We start from the raw sequence: 26,870 nt of genomic DNA, 5'->3' as shown, positions 1-26,870 counted from the left end.
AGGATAGTGTCGTGCCGCCCAGCACCGGCCGGCCGCATTGCGTAACGTCGGCGCAACATTCGGTTGACTGCCGCGCAACATGGTGTCCATAGCGTCAGTCGGCGGGTACGACCGACAAGGAGAACACTCAGTGGCAGACAAGACGGCCGACGACATCTTCAAGCTGATCAAGGACGAACAAGTCGAGTACGTCGACATTCGGTTCTGCGATCTCCCTGGTGTCGTCCAGCACTTCTCGATCCCGGCTTCGGCGTTCGACGAGAGCGTCTTCGAGGACGGTCTCGCGTTCGACGGTTCGTCGGTGCGCGGCTTCCAGTCCATTCACGAGTCGGACATGATGCTGCTGCCCGACCCCAACACCGCGCGCATCGACCCGTTCCGGGCCGCCAAGACGCTCAACCTGAGCTTCTTCGTGCACGACCCGTTCACGCGCGAGGCGTACTCGCGCGACCCGCGCAACGTGGCCCGCAAGGCCGAGAACTACCTGGTCAGCACCGGCATCGCCGACACGGCGTACTTCGGCGCCGAGGCGGAGTTCTACATCTTCGACTCCGTGAGCTTCGACTCGAAGATGAACGGCACCTTCTACGAGGTGGATTCGGAGTCCGGCTGGTGGAACAGCGGCGAGCCCTTCGAGGCCGACGGCTCCCCCAACCGCGGCTACAAGGTGCGCCCCAAGGGCGGCTACTTCCCCGTGGCGCCGTACGACCACTACGTGGACCTGCGCGACCAGATGGCCACCAACCTGACCAACGCCGGGTTCGTGCTCGAGCGGGGCCACCACGAGGTGGGCACCGCCGGTCAGGCCGAGATCAACTACAAGTTCGACACGCTGCTGGCCGCCGCCGACGACGTGCTGCTGTTCAAGTACATCATCAAGAACACGGCGTGGCAGAACGGCAAGACCGTCACCTTCATGCCCAAGCCGCTGTTCGGTGACAACGGCTCCGGCATGCACGCCCACCAGTCGCTGTGGAAGGACGGCAAGCCGCTGTTCCACGACGAGTCGGGCTACGCCGGGCTGTCGGACATCGCGCGCCACTACATCGGCGGCATCCTGCACCACGCGCCGTCGCTGCTGGCGTTCACCAACCCGACGGTGAACTCCTACAAGCGCCTGGTGCCGGGCTACGAGGCGCCGATCAACCTGGTGTACAGCCAGCGCAACCGCTCCGCGTGCGTCCGCATCCCGATCACGGGCAACAACCCGAAGGCCAAGCGCCTCGAGTTCCGCTGCCCCGACAGCTCGGGCAACCCGTACCTCGCGTTCGCGGCGATGCTCATGGCGGGCATCGACGGCATCAAGAAGAAGATCGAGCCGCTGACGCCGGTCGACAAGGACCTCTACGAGTTGCCGCCGGACGAGGCCGCCGCGATCCCGCAGGCGCCGACCTCGCTGTCCGCGGTCATCGACAAGCTCGAGCAGGATCACGACTACCTCACCGAGGGCGGCGTGTTCACCGAGGACCTGATCGAGACCTGGATCTCCTACAAGCGGGAGAACGAGATCATGCCGATCCAGATCCGTCCTCACCCGTACGAGTTCTCGCTCTACTACGACGTGTAACCCCGGTCGTCGCGAATGCCCCGTCCCCCGCGGACGGGGCATTTTGCGTCGTCGCGGCGGTGTCGGCGCGGGCCTCGGCAAGGAGCTCTTCGGGCACCTAACCGTTTCACCGGAAAGGAGGCCGACGCGGCGTCGTCCAATGTGGCGCGTTCCGGCGGTGACGCGCGCACCCTCGTTCGCATCCGACAAGCGACGACGGGAGCGATCAGATGAAGTACGTAATGTCCTGGACGACCAGGCTCAACGGGTCGGAGCGGGAGAACGAGGAGGCCGTCAAGCGCGGTGTCGCGCTGTTCTCCAAGTGGGAGCAGCCGGCGGGCACCACGTTCCACCACTTCCTCGGCCGCGTCGACGGCGGCGGCGGGTTCGCCGTCGTCGAGACCGACGATGCCGCCGCGCTCCTCGAGGGCGCGTTGGAGTTCGGCCCGCTCAACGAGTTCGCGTTGCATCCGGTGGTCGACGTGGCCGACTGGATGGCGGCTGCTCAGCGCGGCGTGCAGTTCCGCGAGTCGATCGGTTGAGTCGAGCGCACCCCGGCGGCGGGGCTCGACGTCCACGACGTCCACCGCCGGGGTGTCGCCGAATCCGGGAGAACGGCCTGAATCGACGGGCCCGTGGGCACTCGACTATCCGGACTCAAGTCCGAATAGTAGGGTGCTGCACGTGAAGACCTCTCTGGACACCAAGCTGACCGCCTTCTCCCCCGCGATGATCAGCGTGTTCCGCGTCGTGCTGGGCCTGCTGTTCACGATGCACGCCACCCAGAAGTTGATGGCCTGGCCCTCGGCATCCGGGGGCGGCGGACCGGTCCCCGTCGGCACGTGGCCCTACTGGTGGGCCGGGATCATCGAGCTGGTGGTGGGCGTGCTGCTCATCGTCGGCCTGGCCACCCGCGCGGCGGCCTTCGTCGGCGCCGGCGAGATGGCGTTCGCCTACTTCACCGCGCACATGCCGAAGGCCTTCTGGCCCATCGAGAACGGCGGCGAGGCCGCCGTGCTGTTCTGCTTCGCGTTCCTGGCGCTGGTGTTCACCGGGGGCGGCGCGTACGCGCTGGACGCCGTGCGCGGCAGGGCCTAGCAGACGGTTCAACCGTCCAGCCCCAGGTCGGCCCGGAAGCGCCGCATGCCGTCGATCTTCTCGGCCAGCGTGGCCTGTGGCCCGGCGTAGAACATCCACGGCATGGTGATGATGCCCGTGACGCCCGCGTCTTCGGCCCGCGCGTAGTGCTCTGGGGTGAACGCGTCGGTCAGCGGCGTCAGCACCGTGAAATCGCGCATCCCCAGCCCGTTCTCGGCCCGCACCTGCCGAATGCGATCCACGGCGGCGAGGGCACGCTCGGTGTCGATGAGGTCGCCGATCCAGCCGTCGTGGCGGGCCGCGCGGCGCAGCGCGACGTCCGACAGCCCGCCCACGTAGATCGGGATGGGCGGCGGCGTCGGCTCCATCTCCAGCCGCGGTGTGCGGTAGAACTCGCCGTCGAACTCGGTCCATCCCGGCTGCCACAGGGCCTGCATCAGCCGCAGCATCTCGTCGGTGCGCCTGCCCCGGCGGGCGAACGGCTGCCCCATCAGGGTGAATTCCTCTTCGCACCAACCGACGCCGACGCCGAGTTCCAGCCGGCCCTGCGCCAGGCAGGCTGCCGTGCCGATGGCCTTCGCCGCCGAGTACGGGTCCCGCATCGCCGGCAGGTACACCGTGGTCACGAAGCGCAGCCGCTGCGTCACCAGCGCGATGGCCCCGATGGTCACCCACGGATCGGGCCAATGCGTGAACGCCTCCCACCGCCGAGAGCCGTCCTTGGTGTACGGGTAGGGCGTGGCCAGCGTCTCGAGGTTCACGACGTGGTCGGGGATGCCCATCCCGTCGTACCCGAGATCGTCTGCGGCCCTGGCGACCTCGACCACCTCGTCGATGTTCAGGAACGCGGTGCTGACGTAGAACTGCATGCGGCTACTCTCCGAACACCTTGCGCACCACGGTCTTGGCGCGGCGGGTCACCCGCAGGTAGTTGTCCAGGAACGCGCCGCCGTCGCCCTCGGGCCAGCCGGCGGCGACGGCGACGGCGTTGAGCAGCCGACCCGGGCCCGGCAGCTGATCGGTGGGCTTGCCCTTCACCAGGACCAGCGCATTGCGCGCCTTGGTGGCCGTCAGCCACGCCTGACGCAGCAGGTCGACGTCCCCCTCGGCGACCAGTTCGGCGGCCCCGATGGCGTCGAGCGTCTCCAGGGTCGACGTGTTGTGCAGCGACGGCAACCGGTGGGCGTGGCGCAGCTGCAGCAACTGCACCGTCCACTCGATGTCGGCCAGCCCGCCGCGACCCAGCTTGGTGTGCGTGTTGGGGTCCGCGCCGCGCGGCAACCGCTCGGCGTCGACACGCGCCTTGATGCGCCGGATCTCCTGTACGGCCTTCGTCGAGACGCCGTCGGGCGGGTACCGGATGGCGTCGATCATCAGCAGGAAGCGTTGGCCCAGATCGGCATCGCCCGCCACGCAGTGTGCGCGCAGCAGCGCCTGCACCTCCCAGGGTTGCGACCACTGGGCGTAGTACGCCTGATACGACGCCAGCGTGCGCACCAGCGGCCCGCTGCGGCCCTCGGGTCGCAGGTTGGCGTCGACCTCCAGTGGCGGGTCGGCGCTCGGCGTCCCGAGCCGGGCACGCACCTGTTCGGCGATGCTCACCGACCACTTGACCGCGACGGACTCGTCGGCCCCGCCCACCGGTTCGCACACGAACATCACGTCGGCGTCCGACCCATAGCCCAGTTCGCGGCCGCCGAGGCGGCCCATGCCGATCACCGCGATGGTCGCGGGCGCTCCGCCGACGGGGGTGTTGGCCCGGATCACCGATTCGAGCGCGGCCTGCAGCACTGCCACCCACACCGACGTCAGCGCCGCGCACACGTCGGTGACGTCGAGCAGACCCAGCAGATCCGCCGAGGCGATTCGGGCCAGCTCGCGGCGGCGCAGCGTCCGGGCGGCGGCGATGGCCCGCACCGGGTCGGGGTGGCGGCCGGCGGAGGCGACGAGGGCGCGGCCGAACGCCTCCGGGTCGACCTCGAGCAGTTTGGCCCCGTTCGGTCCGTCGGCGTACTGCTGGATCACCTCGGGTGAGCGCATGAGCAGATCGGGCACGTACGCCGACGTGCCGAGTACGTGCATGAGCCGTTTGGCGACGGCGCCCTCGTCGCGCAGCGCGGCCAGATACCAGCGTTGGTCGGCGAGTTCCTCGCTGATCCTGCGGTAGGCCAGCAGCCCGGCGTCGGGGTCGGGGGTGTCGGACAGCCAGTCGAGCAGCGTCGGCAGGAGCACCTGCTGCACGGTGGCGCGGCGGCCGCCACCGCTGGTCAGCGCCGCCAGGTGCGTGAGTGCACTCTGCGGACCCTCGTAGCCGAGGGCCGCGAGCTGACGTTCGGCGGCCGCGGTCGTCATGCCCGCGGCGGCCAGGTGGGCCGCGGGGGTGGCGCCGACGGATTCCAGCAGCGGTTGGTAAAACAGCTTGGCGTGCAGCCGGGACACGCGCATGCTCTGGCGCTTGAGTTCCTCGCGCAGCACGCCGAGCGCATCGCGCTGCCCGTCGGGCCGGACGTGCGCGGCGCGCGCGAGCCAGCGCATCGCCTCGTCGTCGTCGGCCTCGGGCAGCATGTGGGTGCGCTTGAGGCGCTGCAGTTGCAGGCGGTGTTCCAGGAGTCGGAGGAATTCGTAGGACGCGGTGAGGTTGGCGGCGTCGTCGCGGCCGACGTATCCACCCGTGCCGAGGGCGGCGAGTGCGTCGACGGTGGAGGCGACGTGCAGCGACTCGTCGGTGCGGCCGTGCACGAGTTGCAGCAGCTGCACGGCGAACTCGACGTCGCGCAATCCCCCGGTGCCCAGCTTGATCTCGCGGGAACGCACCCCGGCGGGCACCAGTTCCTCGACACGCCGCCGCATGGCCTGCACGTCGGCGACGAAGTCCTCGCGCTCGCAGGCGGTCCACACCATCGGCATGAGGGCCGCGACGTAACGGGCGCCCAGCTCGGCGTCGCCGACCGCGGGCCGGGCCTTGAGCAGTGCCTGGAACTCCCACGTCTTGGCCCAGCGCTCGTAGTAGGCGACGTGCGACTCGAGGGTGCGGACCAGCTGCCCGCGCTTGCCCTCGGGCCGCAGGGCGGCGTCCACCTCGAAGAAGGCCTCACCGGCGAGGCGCATCATCTCCCCGGCGATGCGGGTGTTGAGGGCCATGGCGGTCTCGCCGGCGTCGTCGGCGACGAAGATGACGTCGACGTCGCTGACGTAGTTCAGCTCGCGGGCCCCGCACTTGCCCATGGCGATGACCGCCAGTGCCGGCGGGGTGTCGGCGCCGCAGACCGCGCGGGTGGACACGGCCAGGGCGGCCGCCAGCGCGGCGTCGGCGAGGTCGGCGAGGTGGCGCCCGACGGTGGGGAAGGCCAGCACGGGTTCGTTCTCGACGGTCGGTGCGACGTCGAGCGCGGCGAGCACGAGCAGGCGGTCGCGGTAGTGCACGCGCAGGGTGTGCACGATCCGCGGGGACGTGTCGGCGTCGGCGACGGCCAGGAACGCCTCGCGCAGCTCGGCCGCGGTCGGCAGCGTGACGGCACCGGCGAGCAGACGCCACGAGCGGGGGTGGGCGGCCAGGTGGTCACCGAGGGCGAGCGACGAGCCCAGGACACCGAAAAGCCTGCCGCGCAGCGCCTTGTCGGTCAGCAGGGCGCGGTCCAGTTCGGGCCAGTCGTCGCCGAGCGCGTCGGCGAGACGGACGATGGCGCGCAGGGCTTCGTCGGCGTCGGGCGCCCGGGACAGCGACCAGAGCAGCTCGATGTGTGCGTCGGTGTTCCAGCCGAGCCGGTCGAGGTCGTCGCGCGCCGTGGAGGCGACGAGGCCGAGCCTTCCGACACTGGGCAGCGTCGGGCGCTGCGTGGCGGGTTTGGACACCCGTCGACGTTAGCGCACGCGCCTGCCGGGCCTGGCGGCTACAGCGACAGGTAGGCGTTGAGTTCGAACGGCGTCACGTGGCTGCGGTAGTCCTCCCACTCCTTGCGCTTGTTGCGCAGGAAGAAGTCGAAGACGTGCTCCCCCAAGGCTTCTGCGACCAGTTCGGAGTTCTCCATGGCCTCCAGTGCCACCCCGAGGCTGCCGGGCAGTTCCTTGTAGCCCATGGCGCGACGCTCCTCGGGCGTCAGCGTCCACACGTTGTCCTCGGCCTCGGGGCCCAGCTGGTAGTTCTTCTCGACGCCGCGCAGCCCGGCGGCCAGCAGCACCGCGAAGGCCAGGTACGGGTTGCATGCGGAGTCGGGGCTGCGCACCTCGACGCGCCGCGACGACGCCTTGCGCGGCGTGTACATCGGCACCCGGACCAGCGCCGAGCGGTTGGCCGCACCCCACGACGCCGCCGTGGGCGCCTCGCCGCCGTGCACCAGGCGCTTGTAGGAGTTCACCCACTGGTTGGTGACCGCGCTGATCTCGCTGGCGTGTTCCAGGATGCCGGCGATGAAGGACTTGCCGACGTCGGACAGCTGCAGCGCATCCTCGGGGTCGTGGAAGGCGTTGGTCTCGCCCTCGAACAGGCTCATGTGGGTGTGCATGGCCGAACCGGGGTACTGCGCAAAGGGTTTCGGCATGAACGACGCCCGCACGCCTTCGCCGAGGGCCACCTCCTTGACGACGTAGCGGAACGTCATCACGTTGTCGGCCATCGACAGCGCATCGGCGTAGCGCAGGTCGATCTCCTGCTGGCCGGGAGCGCCCTCGTGGTGGCTGAACTCCACCGAGATGCCCATCTGCTCCAAGGCGTCGATGGCGTGGCGGCGGAAGTTGGGTGCGGAGTCGTGCACGGCCTGGTCGAAGTAGCCGCCGTTGTCCGCGGGTACGGGGGGCTCGCCGTCCTCGCCGGGCTTGAGGAGGAAGAACTCGATCTCGGGGTGCACGTAGCAGGAGAAACCGAGGTCGCTGGCCTTGGCGAGTTGGCGGCGCAGCACGTGGCGCGAGTCGGCCCACGACGGCGAGCCGTCGGGCATCGTGATGTCGCAGAACATGCGGGCGGAGTGGTGCTTGCCGGCGCTGGTGGTCCACGGCAGCACCTGAAAGGTGGAGGGGTCGGGGCGGGCGACCATGTCGGCTTCCGACACGCGGGCGAAGCCCTCGATGGACGAGCCGTCGAACCCGATGCCCTCTTCGAAGGCCCCCTCGAGTTCGGCGGGCGCGATGGCGACGGACTTCAGGTAGCCGAGCACGTCGGTGAACCACAGCCGGACGAACCGGATGTCACGTTCTTCCAGCGTGCGAAGTACGAATTCCTTCTGCCGGTCCATGTGCGCAGCGTAGGCACCAGCTGTTAAATCCGTGTTACGTGCGGGCTACCCGTGTCGCCGGGGTTCAGCAGCCGGGGTTCAGCAGCCGGGGTTCAGCAGCGCAGTCCGGGCGCGGGCTGGACGCCGTCGACGAGGAAGCTCACCACCGCGGGGTCGACGCACGGGCTGCCGTTGAACACCACGGTGTGCTGCGTGCCCTCGAACGTGACGAGCGCGGCGCCGAGTTGTGCGGCCAGGTCGACGCCCGCCTGGTACGGCGTCGCGGGGTCGTGGGTCGTCGAGACCACCACGACCTTGCCCGCACCGGGTGAGGCGACGCCCTCGGGCTGCGAGGTGGCCGCGACCGGCCACATGGCGCAGACGTCACGCGGGGCGTATCCGGTGTACTGGCCGTAGGACATGAACGGCGCGGCGAGGCGGGCCCGGCGGTCGGCCTCGGCCCAGACGGCGGGGTCACGCGGGTAGGGCGCGTCGACGCATCGGATGGCGGTGAACGCGTCCTGCTGGTTGGAGTAGTGCCCGGAGGCGTCGCGCTGGTCGTAGTCGTCGGCCAGCATCAGCAGGTCCCCGGGATCGGTGCCGCGCGCCAGGCCCAGCAGCCCGCTGGTGAGGTACTTCCAGTACTGCCGGGAGTACAGCGCGTTGACGGTGCCGGTGATGGCGTCGGAGTAGCTCAGCCCGCGGGGGTCGCTGGTACGGGCGGGCGCCAGCGCCAGCGGGTCGATCAGCTGGTGGTAGCGCGCCACGAACTGGGCGGGATCTCGCCCCAGCGGGCAGTCGGCGTAGCGGGCGCAGTCGGCGGCGTAATCGTCGAAGGCGGTCTGGAATCCCGCGACCTGCCGCAGGTTCTCGGCGATGGGGTCCGACGTCGGGTCCACGGCGCCGTCGAGCACCATGGCCCGCACGCGATCCGGGTAGCGGGTGGCGTAGCGCGCGCCCAACTCGGTGCCGTAGGAGAAGCCGAGGTAGTTGATCTGCTCCTCGCCGAGTGCGGCGCGCACGGCGTCCATGTCCCTGGCCGTCGACGACGTGCCGACCTTGGCCAGGAACGGCAATCCGGTGTGGTCGACGCAGCCCTGGGCGAGGCCGGCGTAGAGCGCTTCGATGCGGGCGACGCCTGCGGGGCTGTAGTCGACCATCGGTTCGCGCCGGAACGCGTCGAATTGGGCGTCGGTGCGGCAGCGCACCTGCGGCGTCGAATGGCCGACGCCTCGCGGGTCGAAGCCGACGAGGTCGAAGTGTTCGGTGATGGGCGTGCCCGCGAGGCCGGCGGCCATGCCCGCGACGGTGTCGACGGCGGACGCGCCCGGGCCGCCGGGGTTGACCATCAGCACGCCGATGCGGTTGCCGGTGGCGGGCACGCGGATCACGGCGAGCTGCGCGGTCGCCGGGTTCGCGGGATCGTCCCAGTCGACGGGGACCGTGACGGTGCTGCACTGGGCGGTGGGAACGGCGGCGGCCGCGCCACCGATCACCGGTGCGCAGCTACCCCACGCCGGCGGGGTGACGGCGGCGACGTCGGGCTCGGCGGCGGCAGTGGGTGCGCCGAGGATGCCCGCGGCCGTCAGGAGGGCGAGCGGTGCCGTCATGAGCCTGCCCACCCGCCACATGGCAGACATGCTTGCACGCGTAAGGGGTTCGCCGTCGCACCGGGTGCGAAGCGGTGACCCTTCGGTGACGCGACGGTGATCTGACCGGCGGTGCCGCGGTCGCCGGCTGGGTCAGCAGCGGGCGCCCGCCGGGGGCACGCGCACGTCGACGAGGTAGGTGGCGGCGATGTCGTCGACGCAGGAGTCACCCTGGAACACCACGGTGTGCTGGGTGCCCTCGAACGTCAGCAGCGTGCCGCCGAGTTGCTTGGCCAGGTCGACGCCGGCCTGGTACGGCGTGGCCGGGTCGTTGGTGGTGGACACGACGAGGATGGGCGGCAGGCCCTTGACCGAGATCTCGTGCGGTTCCGAGGTCGGCGGTACGGGCCAGAAGGCGCAGGTGCCCAGCGGGGCGTGTCCGGTGAACTCGCCGTAGCTCATGAACGGGGCGACCTCGCGGGCCTTCTTGTCCTGTTCGACGATGCGGTCGCGGTCCTTGACGGCGGGTTCGTCGACGCAGTTGACGGCGACGCGCACGTCGGTCGAGTTGTTGTAGTGGCCATCGGGATCGCGGCCCATGTAGAGGTCGGCCAGCGCCAGCATGGTGTCGCCGCGGCCGGCACGCAGTTCGGTGAGCGCCTGGGTGAGGTGGCGCCACAGGTTGGGCGAGTACAGCGGCAGGATGGTGCCGATGATGGCGTCGCCGTAGCTGAGCCCGCGGGGGTCGGCGGTCTTGGCGGGCTTGTCGACCAGCGGGTCGACGATGGACTTGTAGACGTCGACGGCCTTGGCGGGGTCGGTGCCCAGCGGGCAGGTGGGGTTCTTGGCGCAGTCGGCGGCGTAGTCGTTGAAGGCCGTCTGGAAGGCGGCGGCCTGCCGGATGTCGGCTTCGAGCGGATCGGCGTTGGGGTCGACGGCGCCGTCGAGGATCATGGCGCGCACCTTGTCGGGAAACTCCTCGGCGTAGGCGGCGCCGATGCGCGTGCCGTAGGAGTAGCCCAGGTAGGTCAGCTTGTCGTCCCCCACCGCGACGCGCATGGCGTCGAGATCCTTTGCGACGCTTTTGGTTCCGACGTTGGCCAGGAACTCCTTGCCCATCTTGTCGACGCAGCGGTTCACGAAGTCCTTGGTCTCGGACTCGATGTGTTCGACGCCCTCGGGCGAGTAGTCCACCTGGGGGTCGGCGCGCTGCCGGTCGTTGTCCTCGTCGGAGTTGCACCACACCGCGGGCGTGGAATCGCCGACTCCGCGCGGGTCGAAGCCGACGAGGTCGAAGCGCTCCCGCACCGTTTCGGGCAGGCCGCTCACCATCGAGGCAGCGGCGGTGATGCCGGATTCACCGGGTCCGCCGGGGTTGATGAACAGCGATCCGATCTTGGCTCCCGTTGCGGGGAAACGGATCATCGCGATCTGGGCGACGTCGCCGTCGGGTTTGTCGTAGTCGACGGGCACCGACAGCATGCCGCATTCCGCCCCGGAGGGGAGTTGGGCGTCGCCGGTCTCGCCGCTCTCGCACTGGGCCCAATCGATGGGGGAACCGGGAGCGGGCACGCCGATCTTCGCCTGCCCGTCGACCACCTGACTGCAGCCCGTCGCCACCGTCATCACCATGGCTGCCGAGAGGAGCCCGCTCCTGAGGTTCATGGCTGACCATGCTGCCATGAGGCGGCATAGTCGCTGCACAGCGCGTTACCGCGTGGCGGCCAACAGGGCGTCGAGTTCCACCTGGAAGTCGTCGGCCATGTCCCACAGGTCGGGCAGCAGCTCGGGGCAGGAGATCAGGCCGACGTCCAGTCCCCCGCTGAGCGACATCACCGTGATGTTGAGCCCGGATCCGTGGAAGATGGGTCCGAGCGGATACATGGCCTTGACCTCGGCGCCCAGGAAGTACAGCGGCACCTGCGGGCCGGGCACGTTGGAGAGCACCAGGTTGTGCACCGGCTTGGCGCTGGTCAGCCGGCTGGCTGCGTACACCCGCATGGCGACGCCGAAGACCGCCGGTGCGGCGAACTGCGTCCAGTCCTGCAGCAGCGTGGCCCCGATGGCCGAACTGTGTTGCTTGGCAACGGAATTGGCCTCGGCGATCACCTTGATGCGCTCGGCGGGGTCCGCGATCGTGGTGGCCAGCCCGGCGAACATGCCCGACACCTGATTGCGGCCGGGCCGGTCGGACTTGTCGTGCACCGAGACCGGCACCATGGCGACCAGGTCGGAGTCGGGCAGTTCGCCGCGGTCGAGCAGGAACCGCCGCAGCACGCCGGCCACCAACGCCATCACGACGTCGTTGACCTTGACGCCGAAGTGGTTCTTGACCGTCTTGACGTCCTCGAGGTCCAGTTGGGCGAACGCGACGTTGCGATGGCCGGTGACGTTGGCGTTGAACGCGGTCTTGGGCGCGGCGAACGGCGCCGCCATGGTCATGCCGTGGCGCGCGCGTCGGACGGTGTCCACGACGGTGTTCAGCGTCGCGGGCAGCACGTTGACCAGCTTGAGCGGCCGGGTGGCGAAGCGCACCGCACCCGTGACGGCGATCTCGAGGTCGGATGCCTGGCGGGCGCCCTCGACCGGATCCGGCGGCGGCGCATCGGGTTCGGTGGAGCACAGCTGCGACATGAGGTTGGCACCGGTGACGCCGTCGACACCGGCGTGGTGCACCTTGGTCATCACCGCGAGGCGCCCGCCGTCTTGCGCCGACCGGCCGTCGGGGCCCGCGACGTTCTCGATGATCCACATCTCCCACAGCGGGCGAGACCGGTCCAACGGCAACGAGGCGATGTGGCCGCAGATCTCGGCCAGCTCGGCCCGCCCGCCCGGGGAGGGCAACCCGATGCGGTGCAGATGGCGGTCGACGTCGAAGTCGCGGTCTTCCACCCACACCGGATGGTCGAGGTTGAGGCGGTTGTCGGCGAGCTTCTCCCGGAACTCCGGCATGGCCTTGATGCGCAGCCCCAGGGCGTCGCGCATCCGGTCGAACGTGTAGCCACCCGGGATCGTCGCGGTGTCGATCTCGAGGACCGAGCACACGTGGAGGGGCTGAGCGGCGGATTCGAGGTAGAGGAAGCTCGCGTCGAGGCCGCTGAGCCGCTGAAGACCTGCCATGCCGCCGATGGTAGGCCGCTCGAGGCACCACGGTGTGAGGAAACCCACTTCACCGGCCGTTCACCTGGCGGGCGAGCGGTGCCACACTTGGTGGGTCACCACACCCGGGGACCCGGCATGGGCCTCGAGGACGACGACACGACGAAGGACGACGATGTCTGAGCAAACGTTGTACGGTGCTGCCCGCGAGACCGCCGACCAGCGCCCGTCGCGGACCAAGGTCAGGTCCCATCACCTGCAGAAGTGGAAGTCCGAAGGGCACAAGTGGGCGATGCTCACCGCCTACGACTTCTCCACCGCCCGCATCTTCGACGACGCCGAGATCCCGGTGCTGCTGGTGGGCGATTCCGCCGCCAACGTCGTCTACGGCTACGACACCACGGTGCCGGTGAGCCTGGACGAGATGATCCCGCTCATCCGCGGGGTCGTGCGGGGGGCGCCGCACGCGTTGGTGGTCGCGGACCTGGTGTTCGGCAGCTACGAGGCCGGCCCGCAGCAGGCGCTGCAGTCGGCGACGCGGATCATGAAGGAGACCGGCGCGGCGGCGGTCAAGCTCGAGGGCGGCGAGCGGGTGGCCGAGCAGATCGCCACGCTGACGCAGGCGGGCATCCCGGTGGTGGCCCACATCGGGTTCACGCCGCAGAGCGTCAACTCCCTCGGCGGATTCCGCGTGCAGGGCCGCGGTGACGCCGCGGAGCAGACCATCCACGACGCGATCGCCGTCGCCGAGGCCGGTGCCATCGCGGTGGTACTGGAGATGGTGCCCGCCGAACTCGCCACGCAGATCACCGGCAAGCTCACCATCCCGACCGTCGGCATCGGCGCGGGCCCCAACTGCGACGCCCAGGTGCTGGTGTGGCAGGACATGGCTGGTATGACGGCGGGCAAGACCGCGAAGTTCGTCAAGCGTTTCGCCGACGTGGGCGGCGAATTGCGCCGTGCGGCAGCGGCTTACGCGGCCGAGGTGGCCAGCGGCACGTTCCCCGACGAGGCGCACTCCTACTGACGGACGGTCACTCGAAACTGGCGGCGCGCTTGCCGAGGAACGCGGCGATGCCCTCCTGACCGTCGGCGGAGCGCGCGCACCGTGCGATCTGGCGGCCCTCGAGTTCGAGCTGCGCTTCGAGCCCGTTGCCGTAGGTGTCGAGCAGCAGGCGCTTCACCGCGGCGTTGGACGTGCGGGACGTGGCGGCCATCTCCCGGGCCAACTGCTCCAGCCGTGCGGGCAGGTCGGCGTCGGGCACCACCTCGGTGACCAGTCCCCAGTCGAGGGCCTCGGCCGCCGTCAGCGTGCGGTTGGTCAGCATGAGCTGCTGGGTGCGGCGGATGCCGATGAGCCGCGGGAGGTGGTAGCTGGAGCTGCCGTCGGGGCTCAGCCCGGCCTTGGTGTAGGCCGAGGTGAAGGTCGCGGATTCGGCGGCGATCGCGAGGTCGGCGGCGGCGGCCACGCTCAGGCCGGCGCCCGCGGCGGCGCCGTTGACGCCGGTGATCACGACGGCGTCCATGCGTGCGAACGTCGACAGCGCGCGATGCAGGTCGTCGGCGATGCCCTTGACGAAGGCACCGGCGTCGTCGGCGGCGGCCATGGCCTTGAGGTCGCCACCCGCACTGAAGAAGCGGCCCGCGCCGGTGATGGTGACGACCTTGGTGGCGGCGGTGTCGCACAGGGCCGCGGCCGTCGCGAGTTCGCGGGTGAGCACGTCGTTCATGCCGTTCGCGGCCTGGGGCCGGTTCAAGACGATGGCCGCCACGGGTCCGGTCCGGGTGAAGGTCAACGCGTCGAATTCCGGCATGGCGCAAAGGTAGCGCACGCCCCGACGACCGCCGGCGGGTCTGCGCGGCGACGCCGGTCGGCGACCCGTCGAAGCGGCCGCCGGCGACGGTCCGAGTCGTTAACCTTGGTGTGGCACCCTGTTCACGAATTCAGCACCGCGGGGTCCCCCGCCGATTCAGCACCGCGGGGTCCCCCGCCGATTCAGCACTGCGGGGTCCCCCGCCGACCGAAGGTGAAGATGGCAGCCGACAAGCGCAAGGCGTCCCGTCACGTCGAGGTGGAACGCAAGTTCGCCGTGACCGAGGACACCGTCCACCCCTCCTTCGAGGGGTTGTCGTCGGTGGCGCGCGTCGAGCAGTCCGAGCCGCAGCACCTTCAGGCCGTGTACTTCGACACCCCCGGTCAGGACCTCGCCAACCAGCGCGTGACGTTGCGCAGGCGCACCGGCGGCGAGGACGCGGGATGGCATCTGAAGCTGCCTGCGGGCGCCGACGCCCGCACGGAGGTGCGGTTGCCCTTGAACGAAGGTCCCGACGGGGCCGGTGACGGCGCGGCTGACTCCGCGGAGGTGCCCGAGGAACTGCGCGACGTGGTGCTGGCGATCGTGCGCGACCGTCCGTTGCGGCCGGTCGCGCGCATCGACACGGTGCGCCGGGTCGAGCGGCTGTACGGCCACGACGGCAGCCAGGTCGCCGAGTTCTGCGACGACCAGGTGACCGCCGCGGCCACCGGCGGCGACGAGCAGACGTGGCGGGAGTGGGAACTGGAGTTGGCCGAGGGCGTCGACGCCGCGGTGCTGGACCGGTTGGCCAACCGCCTGCACGATGCCGGCGCCCGGCCGGCCGGGCACGGGTCGAAGCTGGCGAAGGTGCTGGCGGTCGCCCCGGCCGAGGAGCGGCCGCTGCCCGACGATCCGGTGCACCGCGCGGTGGCCGAGCAGATCGGCGAGTTGCTGGTGTGGGACCGGGCCGTGCGCGCCGACGCGTGGGACGCGGTGCATCAGATGCGGGTGATCACCCGCAAGATCCGCAGCCTGGTCCAGGGTTCCGAGGAGTCGTTCGGCATCACCGACGACGCCTGGGTGCTCGAGGAGTTGAAGCTGCTGGCCGGGGTGCTCGGCGTCGCCCGGGACGCCGAGGTGCTGGCGGAGAAGTACGAGCGCACGCTCGACGCCCTGCCCGCTCACCTGGTGCGCGGGCCGGTGCGCGAGCGCCTGGTCGAGGGCGCCAAGCGCCGCTACGCGGCCGGCCACAAGCGCTCGCTGACGGCGATGCGCTCGGAGCGCTACTTCCGGCTGCTGGATGCGCTCGACGAGCTGAAGTACGCCGAACCGGCCGCCACGGCAGGCGGAGAGCCGCCGAAGCAGGCCAGCGTCGCGTCGGCCTACCGCAAGGTGCGCAAGGCCGAGGAGCAGGCGCGCGAGGCCAAGGACTCTCCCGACCTGTCGGCGGCGGAGAAGGACGAGGCGCTGCACCGAATCCGCAAGCGCGCCAAGCGACTTCGGTACACGGCTGCGGCCACGGGCGCGGTCGCCGTCGCCGACGGCGCCAAGACCATCCAGACGCTGCTCGGCGACCACCAGGACAGCGTCGTCAGCCGCACCCACCTGCTGCACGAGGCCACGGCCGCGCACGCCGCCGGCGAGGACACGTTCACCTACGGGCTGCTGTTCGCCGCCGAGGACGAGGTGGCGCGCACGTCGGAGGCCGCCCTCGACGAGGCGCTGGCGAAGCTGCGCAAGGCGGTCAAGAAGGCCACCTGAGGTGGGCGGACGAGTTGGCCTGTAAGCCGGATTCTGTTCCATCCGTCGCGAGGACGGATGGCGGCGACCATCCATCTGGACACACCGTCACCGGGTGCCTCGAGCGGTCTACCCGCAGGCTCGGGCGAGCAACCCTCGAGCGCCTGCGCAGCCGCGACGGATCGCGGCCTGCTTGACCTTGCTTCGGGTGGGGTTTGCCGAGCCACTCCGGTCACCCGGAATGCTGGTGCGCTCTTACCGCACCGTTTCACCCTTACCGCCCGCCCGAGGGCGGGGTGGCGGTCTGTTCTCTGTGGCACTTTCCCGCGAGTCACCTCGGATTGCCGTTGGCAATCACCCTGCTCTGTGAAGTCCGGACTTTCCTCGAACACCGGGGTGACCCCCGGTGTCCGCGGCCGCCCGGCCAACTCGTCCGCCCGCCAACGGTACCGCACGCCGGCGCTCCGTCAGGCGCGCCTGCGCAGCACCATCAGGTTGTCGGTCAGCGTCGTCGCCGCGCCGTCGGGGCCGGTGACCTCGCGCTCGAGCGCCTCCACCCGCACCCGTTCCCACCGATCGTCGGGAAGGTCGAGCTGCGCGAGCACCTCCTCGGCGCTCGGGAACGGGTGGTCGTGCGGCACGCCGGTCGTCCACGACGGCATGGCGCCGTGGTCGACGATCACCAGGTGCCCGCCGGGGGCGACGGCCCCCGCGGCGTTGCGCAGGATGGTGGGCCGCTCCAGCCGCACCGTGGAGTGCAGGAACTGCGCCGAGACCAGGTCGAAGGTGCCTTCGGGGAAGTCGTCGGACAGGTCGTGCTGCGCGAACGCGATGCGGTCCGCGACGCCGCGGGCGTCGGCCTCGGCCCGGGCCCGGCCCAACGCCGTCTCGGAGATGTCGACGGCGGTCACCCGCCACCCGTGCTCGGCCAGCCAGACCGCGTCACCGCCCTCACCGCAGCCGAGGTCCAGGGCGTGGCCGGCGGGCAGGTCGGCGACGACGGCGGCCAGGCGGGCGTTGACGCGTCCGGTCCAAATGCGTTCGCGCGATCCGTAGTGCCGTTCCCAGTACTCCTGGGCGGGCAGCGCGTGCGTGGGCCACGGCGGCACCGGCAGGCCCACCTCCTCGGCCAGCAGGGTCTGCACCACCGCGACCCCCGCCAGGCTTCCGGTCGCCACGGCCGTGGCCACCTGCGGCAGTCCCGCGGCGTGGTCGCCCGCGGCGAACAGCCCGGGTACCGACGTGCGCTGGAACTCGTCGACCACCAGGGCGTCCGCGGCCACCGGGCCCGGTACCGCGATCGCGCCCAGTTGCGCGGCCAGCGGGGACCGCTGGTGCAGGGTGGTGGCGACCAGCGCGCCGCGCCGCGCCAGCCGCTGGCCGTCGGCGAACTCGACGGCTTCCAGGGCGTCACCCGCGACGACGAAGCGCGTCACGGCGCGGTCGTCGACGCGCAGCCCGGCCGCGGTCAGCGTGGCACGGTGGCCATCGTCGAGCGCCGCGCCGTTGGTGAGCACCACCACGTCGTCGCTCCAGTTGCGCAGCAGCAGCGCCGAGTGCACGGCGCGCTCACCGGTGGCCAGCACGGCCAGCGGCTGATCGCGCACCTCCCAGCCGTGGCAGAACGGGCAGTGGAACACCGAGACGCCCCACGCCTCGGCGATGCCCGGGATCTGCGGTGCGCGATAGTCCATCCCGGCGGCCAGCAGCACGGTGCGAGCACGGACGACGGTGCCGTCGGCGAGGTCGAGCGCGAAACCGTGGGGCGCCCTGGTACCACCCACCACCTCGTCGTCGCGGACCTCGACGCTCGGGTAGGCGCCCAGCTCGGCGCGTCCCTGGGCGTAGAGCTCGGCGGGTGGCCTGCCGTCGTGGCCCAGCAGGCCGCCGATGCCGTGCGCGGCGCGGTTGCTCTGCGCACCGGCGTCCACGACGAGCGTGCGGCGCCGCGCGCGGCCCAGTACCAGCGCCGCACTCAACCCCGCTGCTCCGCCTCCGACGACGATGCAGTCCCAGACGTCCTTCATGCCACCGTGTTCCCTGCCAACGTGTTCCATGCCATCGAGCTTGCCGCCGGGGCGTCCGGATGCCAAGCTGGTTTGCCATGCAGGCAAGCGCGCACGACGACGTCGACCTCCGGGTGCGACGCAGGCTCAGGGAGCTGCGCACCCAGCGCGGGCTGACGCTCGAGGAGGTCGCCACGCGCGCCGACATCGACGTGTCGACGCTGAGCCGGTTGGAGTCCGGCAAGCGCAGGCTGGCGCTGGACCACCTCCCCCGGCTGGCGTCGGCTCTGTCGGTCAGCACCGACGACCTGCTGCGCGCACCCGAGACACCCGACCCGCGGGTGCGGGGGTCGTCGCACACCGCCCACGGCGTCACGTACTGGCCGCTGACGCGCAGCGGTCCGGCTGGCGGGTTGCACGCGTTCAAGATCCGGGTCAGTGCACGGCGGCGCACGCCCCCCGAGGAGCTGCCCACCCACGACGGGCAGGAGTGGCTCTACGTGCTCTCCGGCAAGCTGCGGCTACTGCTGGGTGATCGCGACTTCGTCATCAAACCCGGTGAGGCAGTGGAGTTCTCGACGTGGACGCCGCACTGGTTCGGCACCGTCGAGGGACCGGTCGAGGCCGTGGCGATCTTCGGCGTGCACGGCGAGAAGTTCCACCTGCGCGAATGACGGCCGGCTACAGGTAGGCCGTCTGGTTCACCAGCCGCACCGAGGAGGCCCCGTCGGGATAGAACTCGGCGATGGACAGCGACGCGAGGTCGAGGTGCAGCCGGTAGAGCACGCCCTCCCCGGCGTCGAGGGCCATCCGCAGGATGGTCTTGATGGGCGTCACGTGCGAGACCACCAGCACCGTCTGCCCGGCGTACTGCTCCACGATGCGGTCGCGGGCGCGGCGCACCCGGACGGCCACCTGGTCGAAGCTCTCCCCGTCGGGCGGCGGCAGGCTGGTGTCGCGTAGCCAGCGCAGGTGCAGGTCGGGGTCGCGCTCGGCCGCCTCGCCGAACGTCAGGCCCTCCCAGGCCCCGAAGTCGGTTTCGATCAGGTCGTCGTCCACCCGGACGTCGAGCCCCAGTCCCCGCGCGGCGGCCTCGGCGGTGATGAGCGCGCGCTGCAGCGGCGAGCTGAGCACGGCGCTGATGCCGCCCGACTCGGCGAGGTGGGCGGCGGCCGCCTCGGCCTGGTGACGGCCCAGGTCAGTCAGCGGCGGATTGCCCCGGCCGGAGTAGCGCCGCTGAACGGACAGCTCGGTCTGTCCGTGACGCAGCAGCAGCAAGCGGGTGGGGGCGCCGCGGGCCCCGGTCCAGCCCGGCGACGTGCGCGCGGCCTCGGCGCCCGTCGGCGCCACCGCAGGCGCATCCGCGGGTTCCGGCACGGCAGCCGAATCACCAAGCCCGGCAGCGTCGTTCATCGCTGCGTTGGCCAGGGCGTCGGCGTGGGCGTTCTGGGTGCGCGGGATCCACGCGTAGGTGACGTGCTCGAAGCGCGCCGCCAGATCGCGGGCCTGCGCGTGCAGCGGCACCAGGTCGGGATGCTTGACGCGCCAGCGTCCCGACATCTGTTCCACCACCAGCTTGGAGTCCATCGCCACGGCCACCTCTGAGGCACCGACGTCGGCGGCCGCCTCCAGGCCTGCGATCAGGCCGCAGTATTCGGCGACGTTGTTGGTCGCGACGCCGATGGCGTCCCGGCGTTCGGCGAGGACGTCGGCGTGGTCACCCGACCACACGACGGCACCGTAACCGGCAGGCCCGGGGTTGCCGCGGGAGCCGCCATCGACTTCGACGAGGACCTTCACGTCAGCGAATCTCCTTGGCGCAGCAGGATGGCGCCGCATTCGGGGCAGCGCACCACGTCGTCGGCGGCTGCGGCGGAGATGCGCGCCATGTCGGCGCGGTCGATTTCGATGCGGCAGGCGCCGCAGCGCCTGCCCTGCAGCAGGCCCGCACCCGGGCCGCCTCCGGCCCGTTGCCGTTCGTAGACGGCCAGCAGGTCGGCGCCGACGTGGCTGGCGATCTCGGTCCGTCGCTGCGCGCTCACCTGCGTGGCCTCGTCGATGGCGACGAGCGCTTGGTCGCGCTCGACCTGGGCGGTGGTGAGCGTGGCCTGCAGTTCGTCGAGGTCGCGTTGCCGCGCGTCGCGGTCGGCCTGCAGGCCTTCGCGACGCTCCATGACCGCCAGTTGATCGTCCTCCAGGCTGGCCTGACGACGTTCCAGCGTCTGCAGCTCGTGCTGCACGTCGGCCAGGGCCTTCGCGTTCAACGTGCCGGACTCCATGAGCGCGCGGTCGCGGTCCTCGCGCTGGCGGACGGCGTCGATCTCGTGTTCGTACTTGGCCACCTCGGCGTCGAGGTCCTCGATCGCGAGGCGCAGCGCGGTCACCTGGTCGGCGACGGCACGGTGCTGTTGGGCGACCTCGTCGACGCGGGCTTGCTCGGCCAGGTTCTTGGCACGGTGGTTCAGCCGGCCGATCTCGGCGTCCAGGACGGTGAGTTCGGCCAGCGAACGTTGGTGTGCGGCATCTGCCTTCATGTGTTTCTCTGCTCCACGTTCCAGGGGTCGGTGCGCACGGAACTGACGCGCACCGGAAGCGATTCGCCGAACCGTCGGCTGATGACGCCGGCCGCCTGGGCGCACCAAGGGTATTCGCCGGCCCAGTGCGCCACGTCGACGAGGGCCATCGTCGACCCGCGGCGGTGTTCGTCGGCGGGGTGGTGGCGCAGGTCCGACGTCAGGTACGCCTGCACGCCTGCGGCCGTGGCGGCGCCCAGCAGCGAGTCGCCTGCGCCGCCGCACACCGCCACGCGGGACACCACGGCGTCTGGATCACCGGCGGCGCGCACGCCCCACGTCGTGGCGGGCAACGCGGTGGTGACACGGGCGACGAACGCCGCGAGCGTCTCGGGCTGCGGCAACGTGCAGATGCGTCCGATGCCGACACCGCTCGGCAGGTCCGCCAGCTCGAGGACGTCGAACGCGGGTTCCTCGTAGGGGTGGGCGGCCCGCAGCGCGGCCAGCACCGCCGCGCGCCGTGCGGCGGGCGCGATCACCTCGATGCGGTCCTCGGCGACGTGTTCGACGGCGCCGACGCGCCCGATCGCGGGCGTCGCCCCCGCACCGGGGAGGAACTGACCGGCCCCGGCGACGGTCCAGCTGCACTGCGAATAGTCGCCGAGCGTACCCGCGCCGGCGTCGAACACCGCCGCGCGCACGGCATCGGTGTGGGCGGTGGGGACGTAGAGCACCCACTTGTCCAGGCGACGGGCCTGGGCGTCGGGCGCCAGGACGTCGTCGACCACCAGGCCGAGCGCATCGGCCAGGGCGTCGGACACGCCGGGGACCGCGGCGTCGGCGTTGGTGTGGGCGGTGAACAGGGCGCTGCCCGAGCGGATCAGGCGGTGCAGCAGCGCCCCCTTGCCGGTGTCGGCGGCGACGGTGTCGACACCGCGGAGCAGCAGCGGGTGGTGCGCCAGCAGCAGGCTGCGCGGCGGCAGGTCGGCGACGACGTCGGCGGTGGCGTCCACGGCCACGGTCACGGACTCGACGGGTTCGTCGGGATCGCCGCACACCAGGCCCACGGCGTCCCAGTCGTGCGCCAGCGCGGGCGGGTAGGCAGCGTCGAGCACCGCGATCACGTCGGCGAGGCGGGTCCGGTTTGCCACATCACGACCCTAGTCGGCGACAATGGAGCGGTGAGTGCCCAGTTGGTGATCTTCGACCTGGATGGCACGCTGACCGATTCCGCGGAGGGCATCGTGTCGAGCTTCCGCCACGCGCTGACCGAGATCGGCGCGGAGATCCCCGAGGGTGACCTCGCCGCCCTGGTGGTGGGACCGCCGATGCATCTGACGCTGGCGGGCATGGGGTTGGGCGCCCGCGCCGACGACGCCATCGCCGCGTACCGGGCCGACTACGGGGCGCGGGGGTGGGCGATGAATCGGGTGTTCGACGGCATCCCGGCGCTGCTGGCCGACCTGCGCGGCGCCGGAGTGCGGTTGGCCGTCGCCACGTCGAAGTCGGAGCCCATGGCCAAGCGCATCGTGGAGCACTTCGGGATCGACGAGCACTTCGAGGTCGTCGCGGGCGCCAGCCCCGACGGTGTGCGGTCGGCGAAGTCCGACGTCATCGCGCACGCGCTGAGCCAACTGGGCGACGTCCCCGACCGCGTGCTCATGGTCGGCGATCGCGACCACGACGTCCTCGGGGCGGCCGCGCACGGCATCGACACGGTGGTGGTCGGTTGGGGTTACGGCGCCGACGACTTCGGCTCTCCCGGCGCCGTCCAGCCGGCCGGTCACGCGGCCACCGTCGCCGAGCTGCGGGAGGTGCTGGGTGTCTGACTCCGGTGGCGCGTTGCACGTGACGTTCGTGTGCTCGGGCAACATCTGTCGCTCCCCCATGGCCGAGAAGATGTTCGCCCAGCAGATCGAGGAGCGTGGGCTCGCCGACGTGGTGCGAGTCAGCAGCGCGGGTACCGGGGGCTGGCATGCCGGTGATCCCGCCGACGACCGCGCGGGACACGTGCTGGCGGCGCACGGCTACCCCACCGATCATCGGGCCGCCCAGGTCGACGACGATCACCTGGCCGCCGACCTGGTGGTGGCGATGGGGCGCAATCACGCACGCATCCTGAGCGACCTGGGCGTCCCCGCGGAGCGGCTGCGCATGCTGCGGTCGTTCGACGTCCGCTCCCCCGCCCACCCGCTGGACGTCGAGGACCCGTATTACGGCACGCACGCGGACTTCGAGGACGTGTTCGCCGTGATCGACGCGGCGCTGCCCGGCCTTCACCGGTGGGTCGACGAGCGGTTGAGCGAGGGCGGCGAAGACGAGGCGGTGGGCTGATGCGCAAGTTCGCGTTCCTGGTCAAGCCGCAGTGGCTGGCACTGTACGTCGTGGTGCTCGGGTTCGCGTACCTCTGCTTCACCGTGCTCGCGCCGTGGCAGCTGGGCAAGAACACCAAGACGTCGCGGGAGAACGCGCAGATCTCCGCGTCGCTGAAGGCCGATCCGGTTCCCGTGACGTCCTTGCTGCCGCGGCAGGATTCGACGGTGGCCCAGGACGACACGTGGAAGCGCGTGACGGCGACGGGCCGGTACCTGCCGCAGGGGCAGGTGCTGGCCAGGCTGCGATCGGTCGACGGCGACGCCGCGTTCGAGGTGCTGGTGCCGTTCGCCGTCGACGGCGGGCCCACGGTGCTGGTCGACCGGGGGTACGTGCGGCCCGACGAGGGCTCCAAGGTGCCCGCGATCGCCCCTGCCCCCACCGACACCGTCACCATCACGGCGCGGATGCGCAACGCCGAACTACTGGCCACCGGCAAGGAGCCGTTCCGCCAGGACGGGGCCCTGCAGGTCTACTCGATCAACCCCGGGCAGATCTCGTCACTGGTGGGCATCCCCCTGACGGACGGCTACCTGCAGCTCGTCGACGGCCAGCCCGGCGGGCTCGGCGTCATCCCGTTGCCGCACCTGGACTCCGGGCCCTTCCTGTCCTACGGCATCCAGTGGATCGCCTTCGGCATCGTGGCGCCCCTCGGGGTGGGGTACTTCGTGCGGGCCGAGTACAAGCAACGCAAGAGCGAGCGGGCCGCGTCCCGGCCCGCCGCTGCGGGTGCGGCACCAGCGTCGCCGGGACGGCCGACGACGGCCGAGCGCGAGGGTCCGAAGCCTCGGACCACCGACGAGAAGCTCGCCGATCGCTACGGCCGTCGCCGCTGATTCTGCCGATCACCGTCCGCGACGCGGACGCTCGCGGTCGGACGCCCGCCGGTCGGAGCGGTCGTCGCGGGCCTGCTGCCGATCCGCCCGCGCCTGCTGCCGGTCGTCCCTTGCCTGCTGGCGGTCGTCACGCGCCTGCTGACGCTGCTCTTGCGCCTGCTGGCGCCGCTGTTGCCGATCGGCTTGCGCCTGCTGCCGGTCGGTCTGCGCGGGCGTCGCACCCGCGGTGACCGGGTCGGCGCCGTCGCCGTCGGGCACCTGGTCTGACGCGGTGTCGGACTGCGGGCCCGTGGCCTCCGACACGGTGTCGGCCACGTCCTCCGCGGCGGGGGTCACCGGCGTGGCCGGAACCGCTGGGGTGGCCGGAACCGCAGGAACGGCCGGAACCGCCGGGACGGCCGTGCCGCGGGTCACCGGTGTGGCCGGAACCGCAGGCGTGGCCGGAACCGCGGGTGTGGCCGGAACCGCGGGTGTGACGCTGCCGCCGGGCCGCGCGCCGTCGAGGCTGGGGATGGTGGCCGGAATGCTCGCCGGCTGGGTCGCCGCCAGTTGCGCCATCGAGGTCGCCATCATCTCGTTCATCTGCTGGATCTGTTGCGCCGCCGCCTGACTGATGCCGGCCATGGTGGTGGCGGCGGTCTGGGCGATCGCCTCCAGCGGCGACGCCGGCGCGGTCGGCGCCGTGGGAGCGGGGGCCGCGGCGGTGGGAGCCGTGGCGGCCTCCGGCGCCGTCGTCGCGAGGCTGGCCAGCGTGGCCAGATCCGCCGGCGCCGCGGCCTGCTCGACATCGGGCATCGCCAGGGCCATGCGGGCGATCTCCGGTGTCGTCGTCGGCGACGTCGCGAGGTCGCGGATGACGTAGGCCGCCGGCTTCCAGGTGCCGTCACTGCGGATCACGCCGAAGGTGTCCTCGGGATCGCTACTGCCGGTGGCCCGGTCCTGCAGCGTCCACACGAAGGCCGGGCCGGTATACCCGAGGTCCCGCCACGTCGTCAGCATGTCGTTCAGGTAGGCGGCCTGCGTCGGCTCGTCGACCTCCGAGGTGGGTTCGCCGTACTCGCTGGCCCAGATCGTCTTGGCGGCATCGCCGTTGTCGACCATCACCGCGCGCATGCGCTCCAACTGACTGAGTGGCGACTCCGGATAGGGCTCCCCTTGCGAGAACGGCAGCGAGTACAGGTAGGGGTGGAACGACAGCGCGTCGAAGTAGTCCTGCCCGCCTGCGTCGTAGATGCCCTCGACGAACGTCACGGGATTCATGGTGATGTTGCCGTAGTCCACCACCGAACCGGTGACACCGCCGATGACCGTGGCGTCGGGGTCAGCGGCCTTGATGGCCGGGTACGCCGCCTTGAGCAGGTCGGTGTAGCTCTGCGGATCCGGCTCGGGACCATAGAAGAACGCCGCGTTCGGCTCGTTCCAGATCTCGTATGCGCCAACCTTTCCCGCGTACCGGTCGGCAACGGTTCCGACGAAGTCACCGTACTGCGCGGCCGAGGCCGGTCGCCCGCTGATGGGTGCGGTGCCGGGTTCCACGGCCCAGAAGGGGGTCGCGTTGACGACCGCGAGCACGCCCATGCCGCGGGAGTCGGCGGCGTTGATCATGTAGTCCGTCGTCGCCCAGTTGTAGTAGCCGGGCAGCGGTTCGACACCGGCCCACGGCACCATGACGCGCACGTTGTTCACGCCCATCGCTTGCATTTGGTCCAGCGCGGCATCGATCTGCGCGGGCGTCATCCCGTACAGATCGGAGTCGGCGAACCCGATGGTGGTGCTCGACTCGTCGATCGCCGCCATCTGCGCGACGTCCATCGTGGCGGTCCGCAAACTCGGCATGAACGTGGCCACGCCGAGCGCAGAGACCGCCACCGTCGTCATTCCCGCGACGAATACCTTCACGATCGGCGCTCGAACCGAACCATTATCACTTTGCCGCATGGCACATCCCCTTGCCTTCGCCTGATCATCCGGCCCCGCCCCGCCGAAGCCTCCTACGTTCAGTGCGATTCCCAGGGGTGGCGAAGATCAATCACGTGACACGCAAGTAAAAACGTCCTGAAGTGCACGTTTACTACAAACTAGACGGTCGGCATCCGCGTTTCGTTCCCCAATCATGAAATTTCAGCAAACTGTCGATGGCGGTGAATAGTTGCGTCGACAATATTGCCGGACCATGTATTGCGTTTGCCAAGAGCCACTACTTGAAAATTTGAGGTTTTTAGGCAAAACGTCGGGGAATTGATCGTGAAACGTCGGTCGTCCCTATCGGTGAACGAGTGTTGACCTTTTTAATGGCAAACAACTGCAGGTAACCGACCCTCGGTCGCCAGCGGTACGGCAACCGCTCAGGCGAGCAGGAACACCTCGATGGCGACCCCGATCACGACGGCGGCCGCGCTCAATGCGGCGGCGGGCACCGCGACGCGAGGCAGCGGTGAGCGGCCGCTGCGGACGTCGCGCATGATCGTGCGGTAGCGCGCGGGCACCAGGGTGAGCACCGCCAGACCCGCGACGGCGACGAGCAGCACCGGCAGCCAGGGCGATCGGCCCGCAGCGATGTGCCACCGGCAGAGCAGGGCTCCGATCGCCAACGCCCCGATACCCGTTCGCTGCCAGGACAACGTGGTTCGCTCGGCCTGCGCGCCTCCGTCGAACGGTTCGGTCACGTCCTTGCCTCGGCGAGCAGCACCAGCACCGCAGCGGCGACGACGACGATCGCGGCCCCCGCCACGATCACCTTCGGCAAGGGGTCGGCCGGCAGCGGGCGTTGCTCGCGGAGGGCCCGTTCGGCCCGGTCCCACCGCACGTAGGCGCCGACCACGACGATCAGCGAGAGGACGAGCAGCGCGGCGATGATCGCCAGCCGCAACGGGCGGGGCCCGAAGTCGTGCACCAGGCTGGCGAGTGCCACGGCACCCGCGAGCAGCGCGAGGCCCGTGCGCAGCCATGCCAGGAACGTGCGTTCGTTGGCCAGCGTGAAGCGATAGTCCGGGTCGCTGCCGACCTCACGTAGGGGCAACCGGCGTCGTCCCCGCATCAGGGACGGCTCGAATGTGCATTGGGCGAG

General features: G+C 70.8%; 23 protein-coding genes and 1 other RNA gene. 9 read left to right on the top strand and 15 right to left on the bottom strand.

What is annotated here, in order from left to right; translation table 11 throughout:
* The first annotated feature begins 130 nt into the window (after nt 1-130).
* The 3 genes from glnA to AC30CM_RS06720 all read left to right on the top strand — a co-directional run bounded on the left by glnA (nt 131) and on the right by AC30CM_RS06720 (nt 2,644).
* The gene (glnA, locus tag AC30CM_RS06730) at nt 131-1,567 is read left to right on the top strand and encodes a type I glutamate--ammonia ligase (protein WP_490116061.1); all 1,437 of its coding nucleotides are present in this window, start codon (nt 131-133) and stop codon (nt 1,565-1,567) included.
* Between the two features lie 209 nt (nt 1,568-1,776).
* Nucleotides 1,777-2,088, top strand: coding sequence for a DUF3303 domain-containing protein (locus tag AC30CM_RS06725; protein WP_490116060.1), 312 nt, complete (start codon nt 1,777-1,779; stop codon nt 2,086-2,088).
* Nucleotides 2,089-2,230: 142 nt separating this feature from the next.
* Nucleotides 2,231-2,644, top strand: coding sequence for a DoxX family protein (locus AC30CM_RS06720; RefSeq protein WP_490116059.1), 414 nt, complete (start codon nt 2,231-2,233; stop codon nt 2,642-2,644).
* Between the two features lie 8 nt (nt 2,645-2,652).
* On the opposite strand, the gene AC30CM_RS06715 is transcribed toward AC30CM_RS06720, so the two are convergent.
* The 6 genes from AC30CM_RS06715 to AC30CM_RS06690 all read right to left on the bottom strand — a co-directional run bounded on the left by AC30CM_RS06715 (nt 2,653) and on the right by AC30CM_RS06690 (nt 12,560).
* On the bottom strand, nt 2,653-3,513 hold the full coding sequence (locus AC30CM_RS06715; RefSeq protein WP_490116058.1) for a TIGR03619 family F420-dependent LLM class oxidoreductase: 861 nt from the start codon (nt 3,511-3,513) through the stop codon (nt 2,653-2,655).
* Nucleotides 3,514-3,517: 4 nt separating this feature from the next.
* Nucleotides 3,518-6,496: a bifunctional [glutamine synthetase] adenylyltransferase/[glutamine synthetase]-adenylyl-L-tyrosine phosphorylase gene (locus tag AC30CM_RS06710; RefSeq protein WP_490116057.1), complete on the bottom strand. Its 2,979-nt coding sequence runs from the start codon at nt 6,494-6,496 to the stop codon at nt 3,518-3,520.
* Nucleotides 6,497-6,534: 38 nt separating this feature from the next.
* Complete coding sequence (locus tag AC30CM_RS06705; protein ID WP_490116056.1) at nt 6,535-7,872, bottom strand: glutamine synthetase family protein; 1,338 nt, start codon at nt 7,870-7,872, stop codon at nt 6,535-6,537.
* A gap of 92 nt (nt 7,873-7,964) precedes the next feature.
* The gene (locus AC30CM_RS06700; protein ID WP_490116055.1) at nt 7,965-9,491 is read right to left on the bottom strand and encodes an alpha/beta hydrolase; all 1,527 of its coding nucleotides are present in this window, start codon (nt 9,489-9,491) and stop codon (nt 7,965-7,967) included.
* Nucleotides 9,492-9,593: 102 nt separating this feature from the next.
* The gene (locus AC30CM_RS06695; RefSeq protein WP_490116054.1) at nt 9,594-11,105 is read right to left on the bottom strand and encodes an alpha/beta hydrolase; all 1,512 of its coding nucleotides are present in this window, start codon (nt 11,103-11,105) and stop codon (nt 9,594-9,596) included.
* Nucleotides 11,106-11,150: 45 nt separating this feature from the next.
* Nucleotides 11,151-12,560, bottom strand: a complete 1,410-nt coding sequence (locus AC30CM_RS06690; protein ID WP_490116053.1) for a WS/DGAT/MGAT family O-acyltransferase — start codon at nt 12,558-12,560, stop codon at nt 11,151-11,153.
* Nucleotides 12,561-12,714: 154 nt separating this feature from the next.
* Between AC30CM_RS06690 and panB the strand changes: the two genes are divergently transcribed.
* Nucleotides 12,715-13,566, top strand: coding sequence for a 3-methyl-2-oxobutanoate hydroxymethyltransferase (gene panB, locus AC30CM_RS06685; protein ID WP_490116052.1), 852 nt, complete (start codon nt 12,715-12,717; stop codon nt 13,564-13,566).
* 7 nt (nt 13,567-13,573) lie between these two features.
* Here the strand turns inward: panB and AC30CM_RS06680 are convergent, their stop codons facing one another.
* Entirely contained in the window at nt 13,574-14,353 is a 780-nt protein-coding gene (locus AC30CM_RS06680) for an enoyl-CoA hydratase/isomerase family protein (protein WP_490116051.1), read from the bottom strand.
* Nucleotides 14,354-14,572: 219 nt separating this feature from the next.
* On the opposite strand from AC30CM_RS06680, the gene AC30CM_RS06675 reads away from it, so the two are divergent.
* Nucleotides 14,573-16,096: a CYTH and CHAD domain-containing protein gene (locus AC30CM_RS06675; protein ID WP_490116050.1), complete on the top strand. Its 1,524-nt coding sequence runs from the start codon at nt 14,573-14,575 to the stop codon at nt 16,094-16,096.
* Between the two features lie 6 nt (nt 16,097-16,102).
* Here AC30CM_RS06675 and rnpB read toward each other — a convergent pair.
* Both rnpB and AC30CM_RS06665 read right to left on the bottom strand, forming a co-directional pair.
* An RNA gene (gene rnpB / locus AC30CM_RS06670) (RNase P RNA component class A) lies at nt 16,103-16,507 on the bottom strand.
* A gap of 35 nt (nt 16,508-16,542) precedes the next feature.
* Nucleotides 16,543-18,132 carry an FAD-dependent oxidoreductase gene (locus tag AC30CM_RS06665; protein ID WP_490116049.1) on the bottom strand — a complete coding sequence of 530 codons (1,590 nt, stop codon included), beginning with the start codon at nt 18,130-18,132 and terminating at the stop codon, nt 16,543-16,545.
* A 47-nt stretch (nt 18,133-18,179) separates the two neighbouring features.
* Here AC30CM_RS06665 and AC30CM_RS06660 point away from each other — a divergent pair, with 47 nt between their 5' ends.
* Nucleotides 18,180-18,755 (top strand): helix-turn-helix domain-containing protein, encoded by a 576-nt coding sequence (locus AC30CM_RS06660; RefSeq protein WP_490116048.1) that lies wholly within the window; start codon nt 18,180-18,182, stop codon nt 18,753-18,755.
* Nucleotides 18,756-18,762: 7 nt separating this feature from the next.
* Here the strand turns inward: AC30CM_RS06660 and AC30CM_RS06655 are convergent, their stop codons facing one another.
* From AC30CM_RS06655 to AC30CM_RS06645, 3 genes are read right to left on the bottom strand one after another with little or no spacing between them, the layout of a single operon-like run.
* Nucleotides 18,763-19,881, bottom strand: coding sequence for a bifunctional RNase H/acid phosphatase (locus tag AC30CM_RS06655; protein WP_490116047.1), 1,119 nt, complete (start codon nt 19,879-19,881; stop codon nt 18,763-18,765).
* Nucleotides 19,878-20,615, bottom strand: a complete 738-nt coding sequence (locus AC30CM_RS06650) for a zinc ribbon domain-containing protein (protein WP_490116046.1) — start codon at nt 20,613-20,615, stop codon at nt 19,878-19,880. The genes AC30CM_RS06655 and AC30CM_RS06650 overlap by 4 nt, the downstream gene beginning before the upstream one ends.
* Entirely contained in the window at nt 20,612-21,745 is a 1,134-nt protein-coding gene (locus AC30CM_RS06645; RefSeq protein WP_490116045.1) for a Nif3-like dinuclear metal center hexameric protein, read from the bottom strand. Before AC30CM_RS06645 ends, AC30CM_RS06650 begins: the two co-directional genes overlap by 4 nt.
* A 30-nt stretch (nt 21,746-21,775) precedes the next feature.
* Here AC30CM_RS06645 and AC30CM_RS06640 point away from each other — a divergent pair, with 30 nt between their 5' ends.
* Genes AC30CM_RS06640 through AC30CM_RS06630 form a run of 3 tightly spaced genes read left to right on the top strand, consistent with a single transcriptional unit; the run spans nt 21,776 to nt 23,803 of the window.
* Nucleotides 21,776-22,423, top strand: a complete 648-nt coding sequence (locus tag AC30CM_RS06640; RefSeq protein WP_490116044.1) for an HAD-IA family hydrolase — start codon at nt 21,776-21,778, stop codon at nt 22,421-22,423.
* Nucleotides 22,416-22,928: a low molecular weight protein-tyrosine-phosphatase gene (locus tag AC30CM_RS06635; RefSeq protein WP_490116043.1), complete on the top strand. Its 513-nt coding sequence runs from the start codon at nt 22,416-22,418 to the stop codon at nt 22,926-22,928. Before AC30CM_RS06640 ends, AC30CM_RS06635 begins: the two co-directional genes overlap by 8 nt.
* The gene (locus AC30CM_RS06630) at nt 22,928-23,803 is read left to right on the top strand and encodes an SURF1 family cytochrome oxidase biogenesis protein (protein WP_490116042.1); all 876 of its coding nucleotides are present in this window, start codon (nt 22,928-22,930) and stop codon (nt 23,801-23,803) included. Before AC30CM_RS06635 ends, AC30CM_RS06630 begins: the two co-directional genes overlap by 1 nt.
* 9 nt (nt 23,804-23,812) lie before the next feature.
* Here AC30CM_RS06630 and AC30CM_RS06625 read toward each other — a convergent pair whose 3' ends face one another.
* The 3 genes from AC30CM_RS06625 to AC30CM_RS06615 all read right to left on the bottom strand — a co-directional run bounded on the left by AC30CM_RS06625 (nt 23,813) and on the right by AC30CM_RS06615 (nt 26,840).
* Complete coding sequence (locus AC30CM_RS06625; RefSeq protein ID WP_490116041.1) at nt 23,813-25,702, bottom strand: glycoside hydrolase family 5 protein; 1,890 nt, start codon at nt 25,700-25,702, stop codon at nt 23,813-23,815.
* Nucleotides 25,703-26,148: 446 nt separating this feature from the next.
* Nucleotides 26,149-26,469: a DUF202 domain-containing protein gene (locus AC30CM_RS06620; protein WP_490116040.1), complete on the bottom strand. Its 321-nt coding sequence runs from the start codon at nt 26,467-26,469 to the stop codon at nt 26,149-26,151.
* On the bottom strand, nt 26,466-26,840 hold the full coding sequence (locus AC30CM_RS06615) for a YidH family protein (protein WP_490116039.1): 375 nt from the start codon (nt 26,838-26,840) through the stop codon (nt 26,466-26,468). The genes AC30CM_RS06620 and AC30CM_RS06615 overlap by 4 nt, the downstream gene beginning before the upstream one ends.
* Nucleotides 26,841-26,870 lie beyond the last annotated feature (30 nt).

It is taken from the genome of Mycobacterium sp. DHQP2018-32-09 (assembly GCF_058148405.1).
Note: the sequence above shows the minus strand (reverse complement) of the source record. Positions and strands in the feature narration are given on the sequence as shown.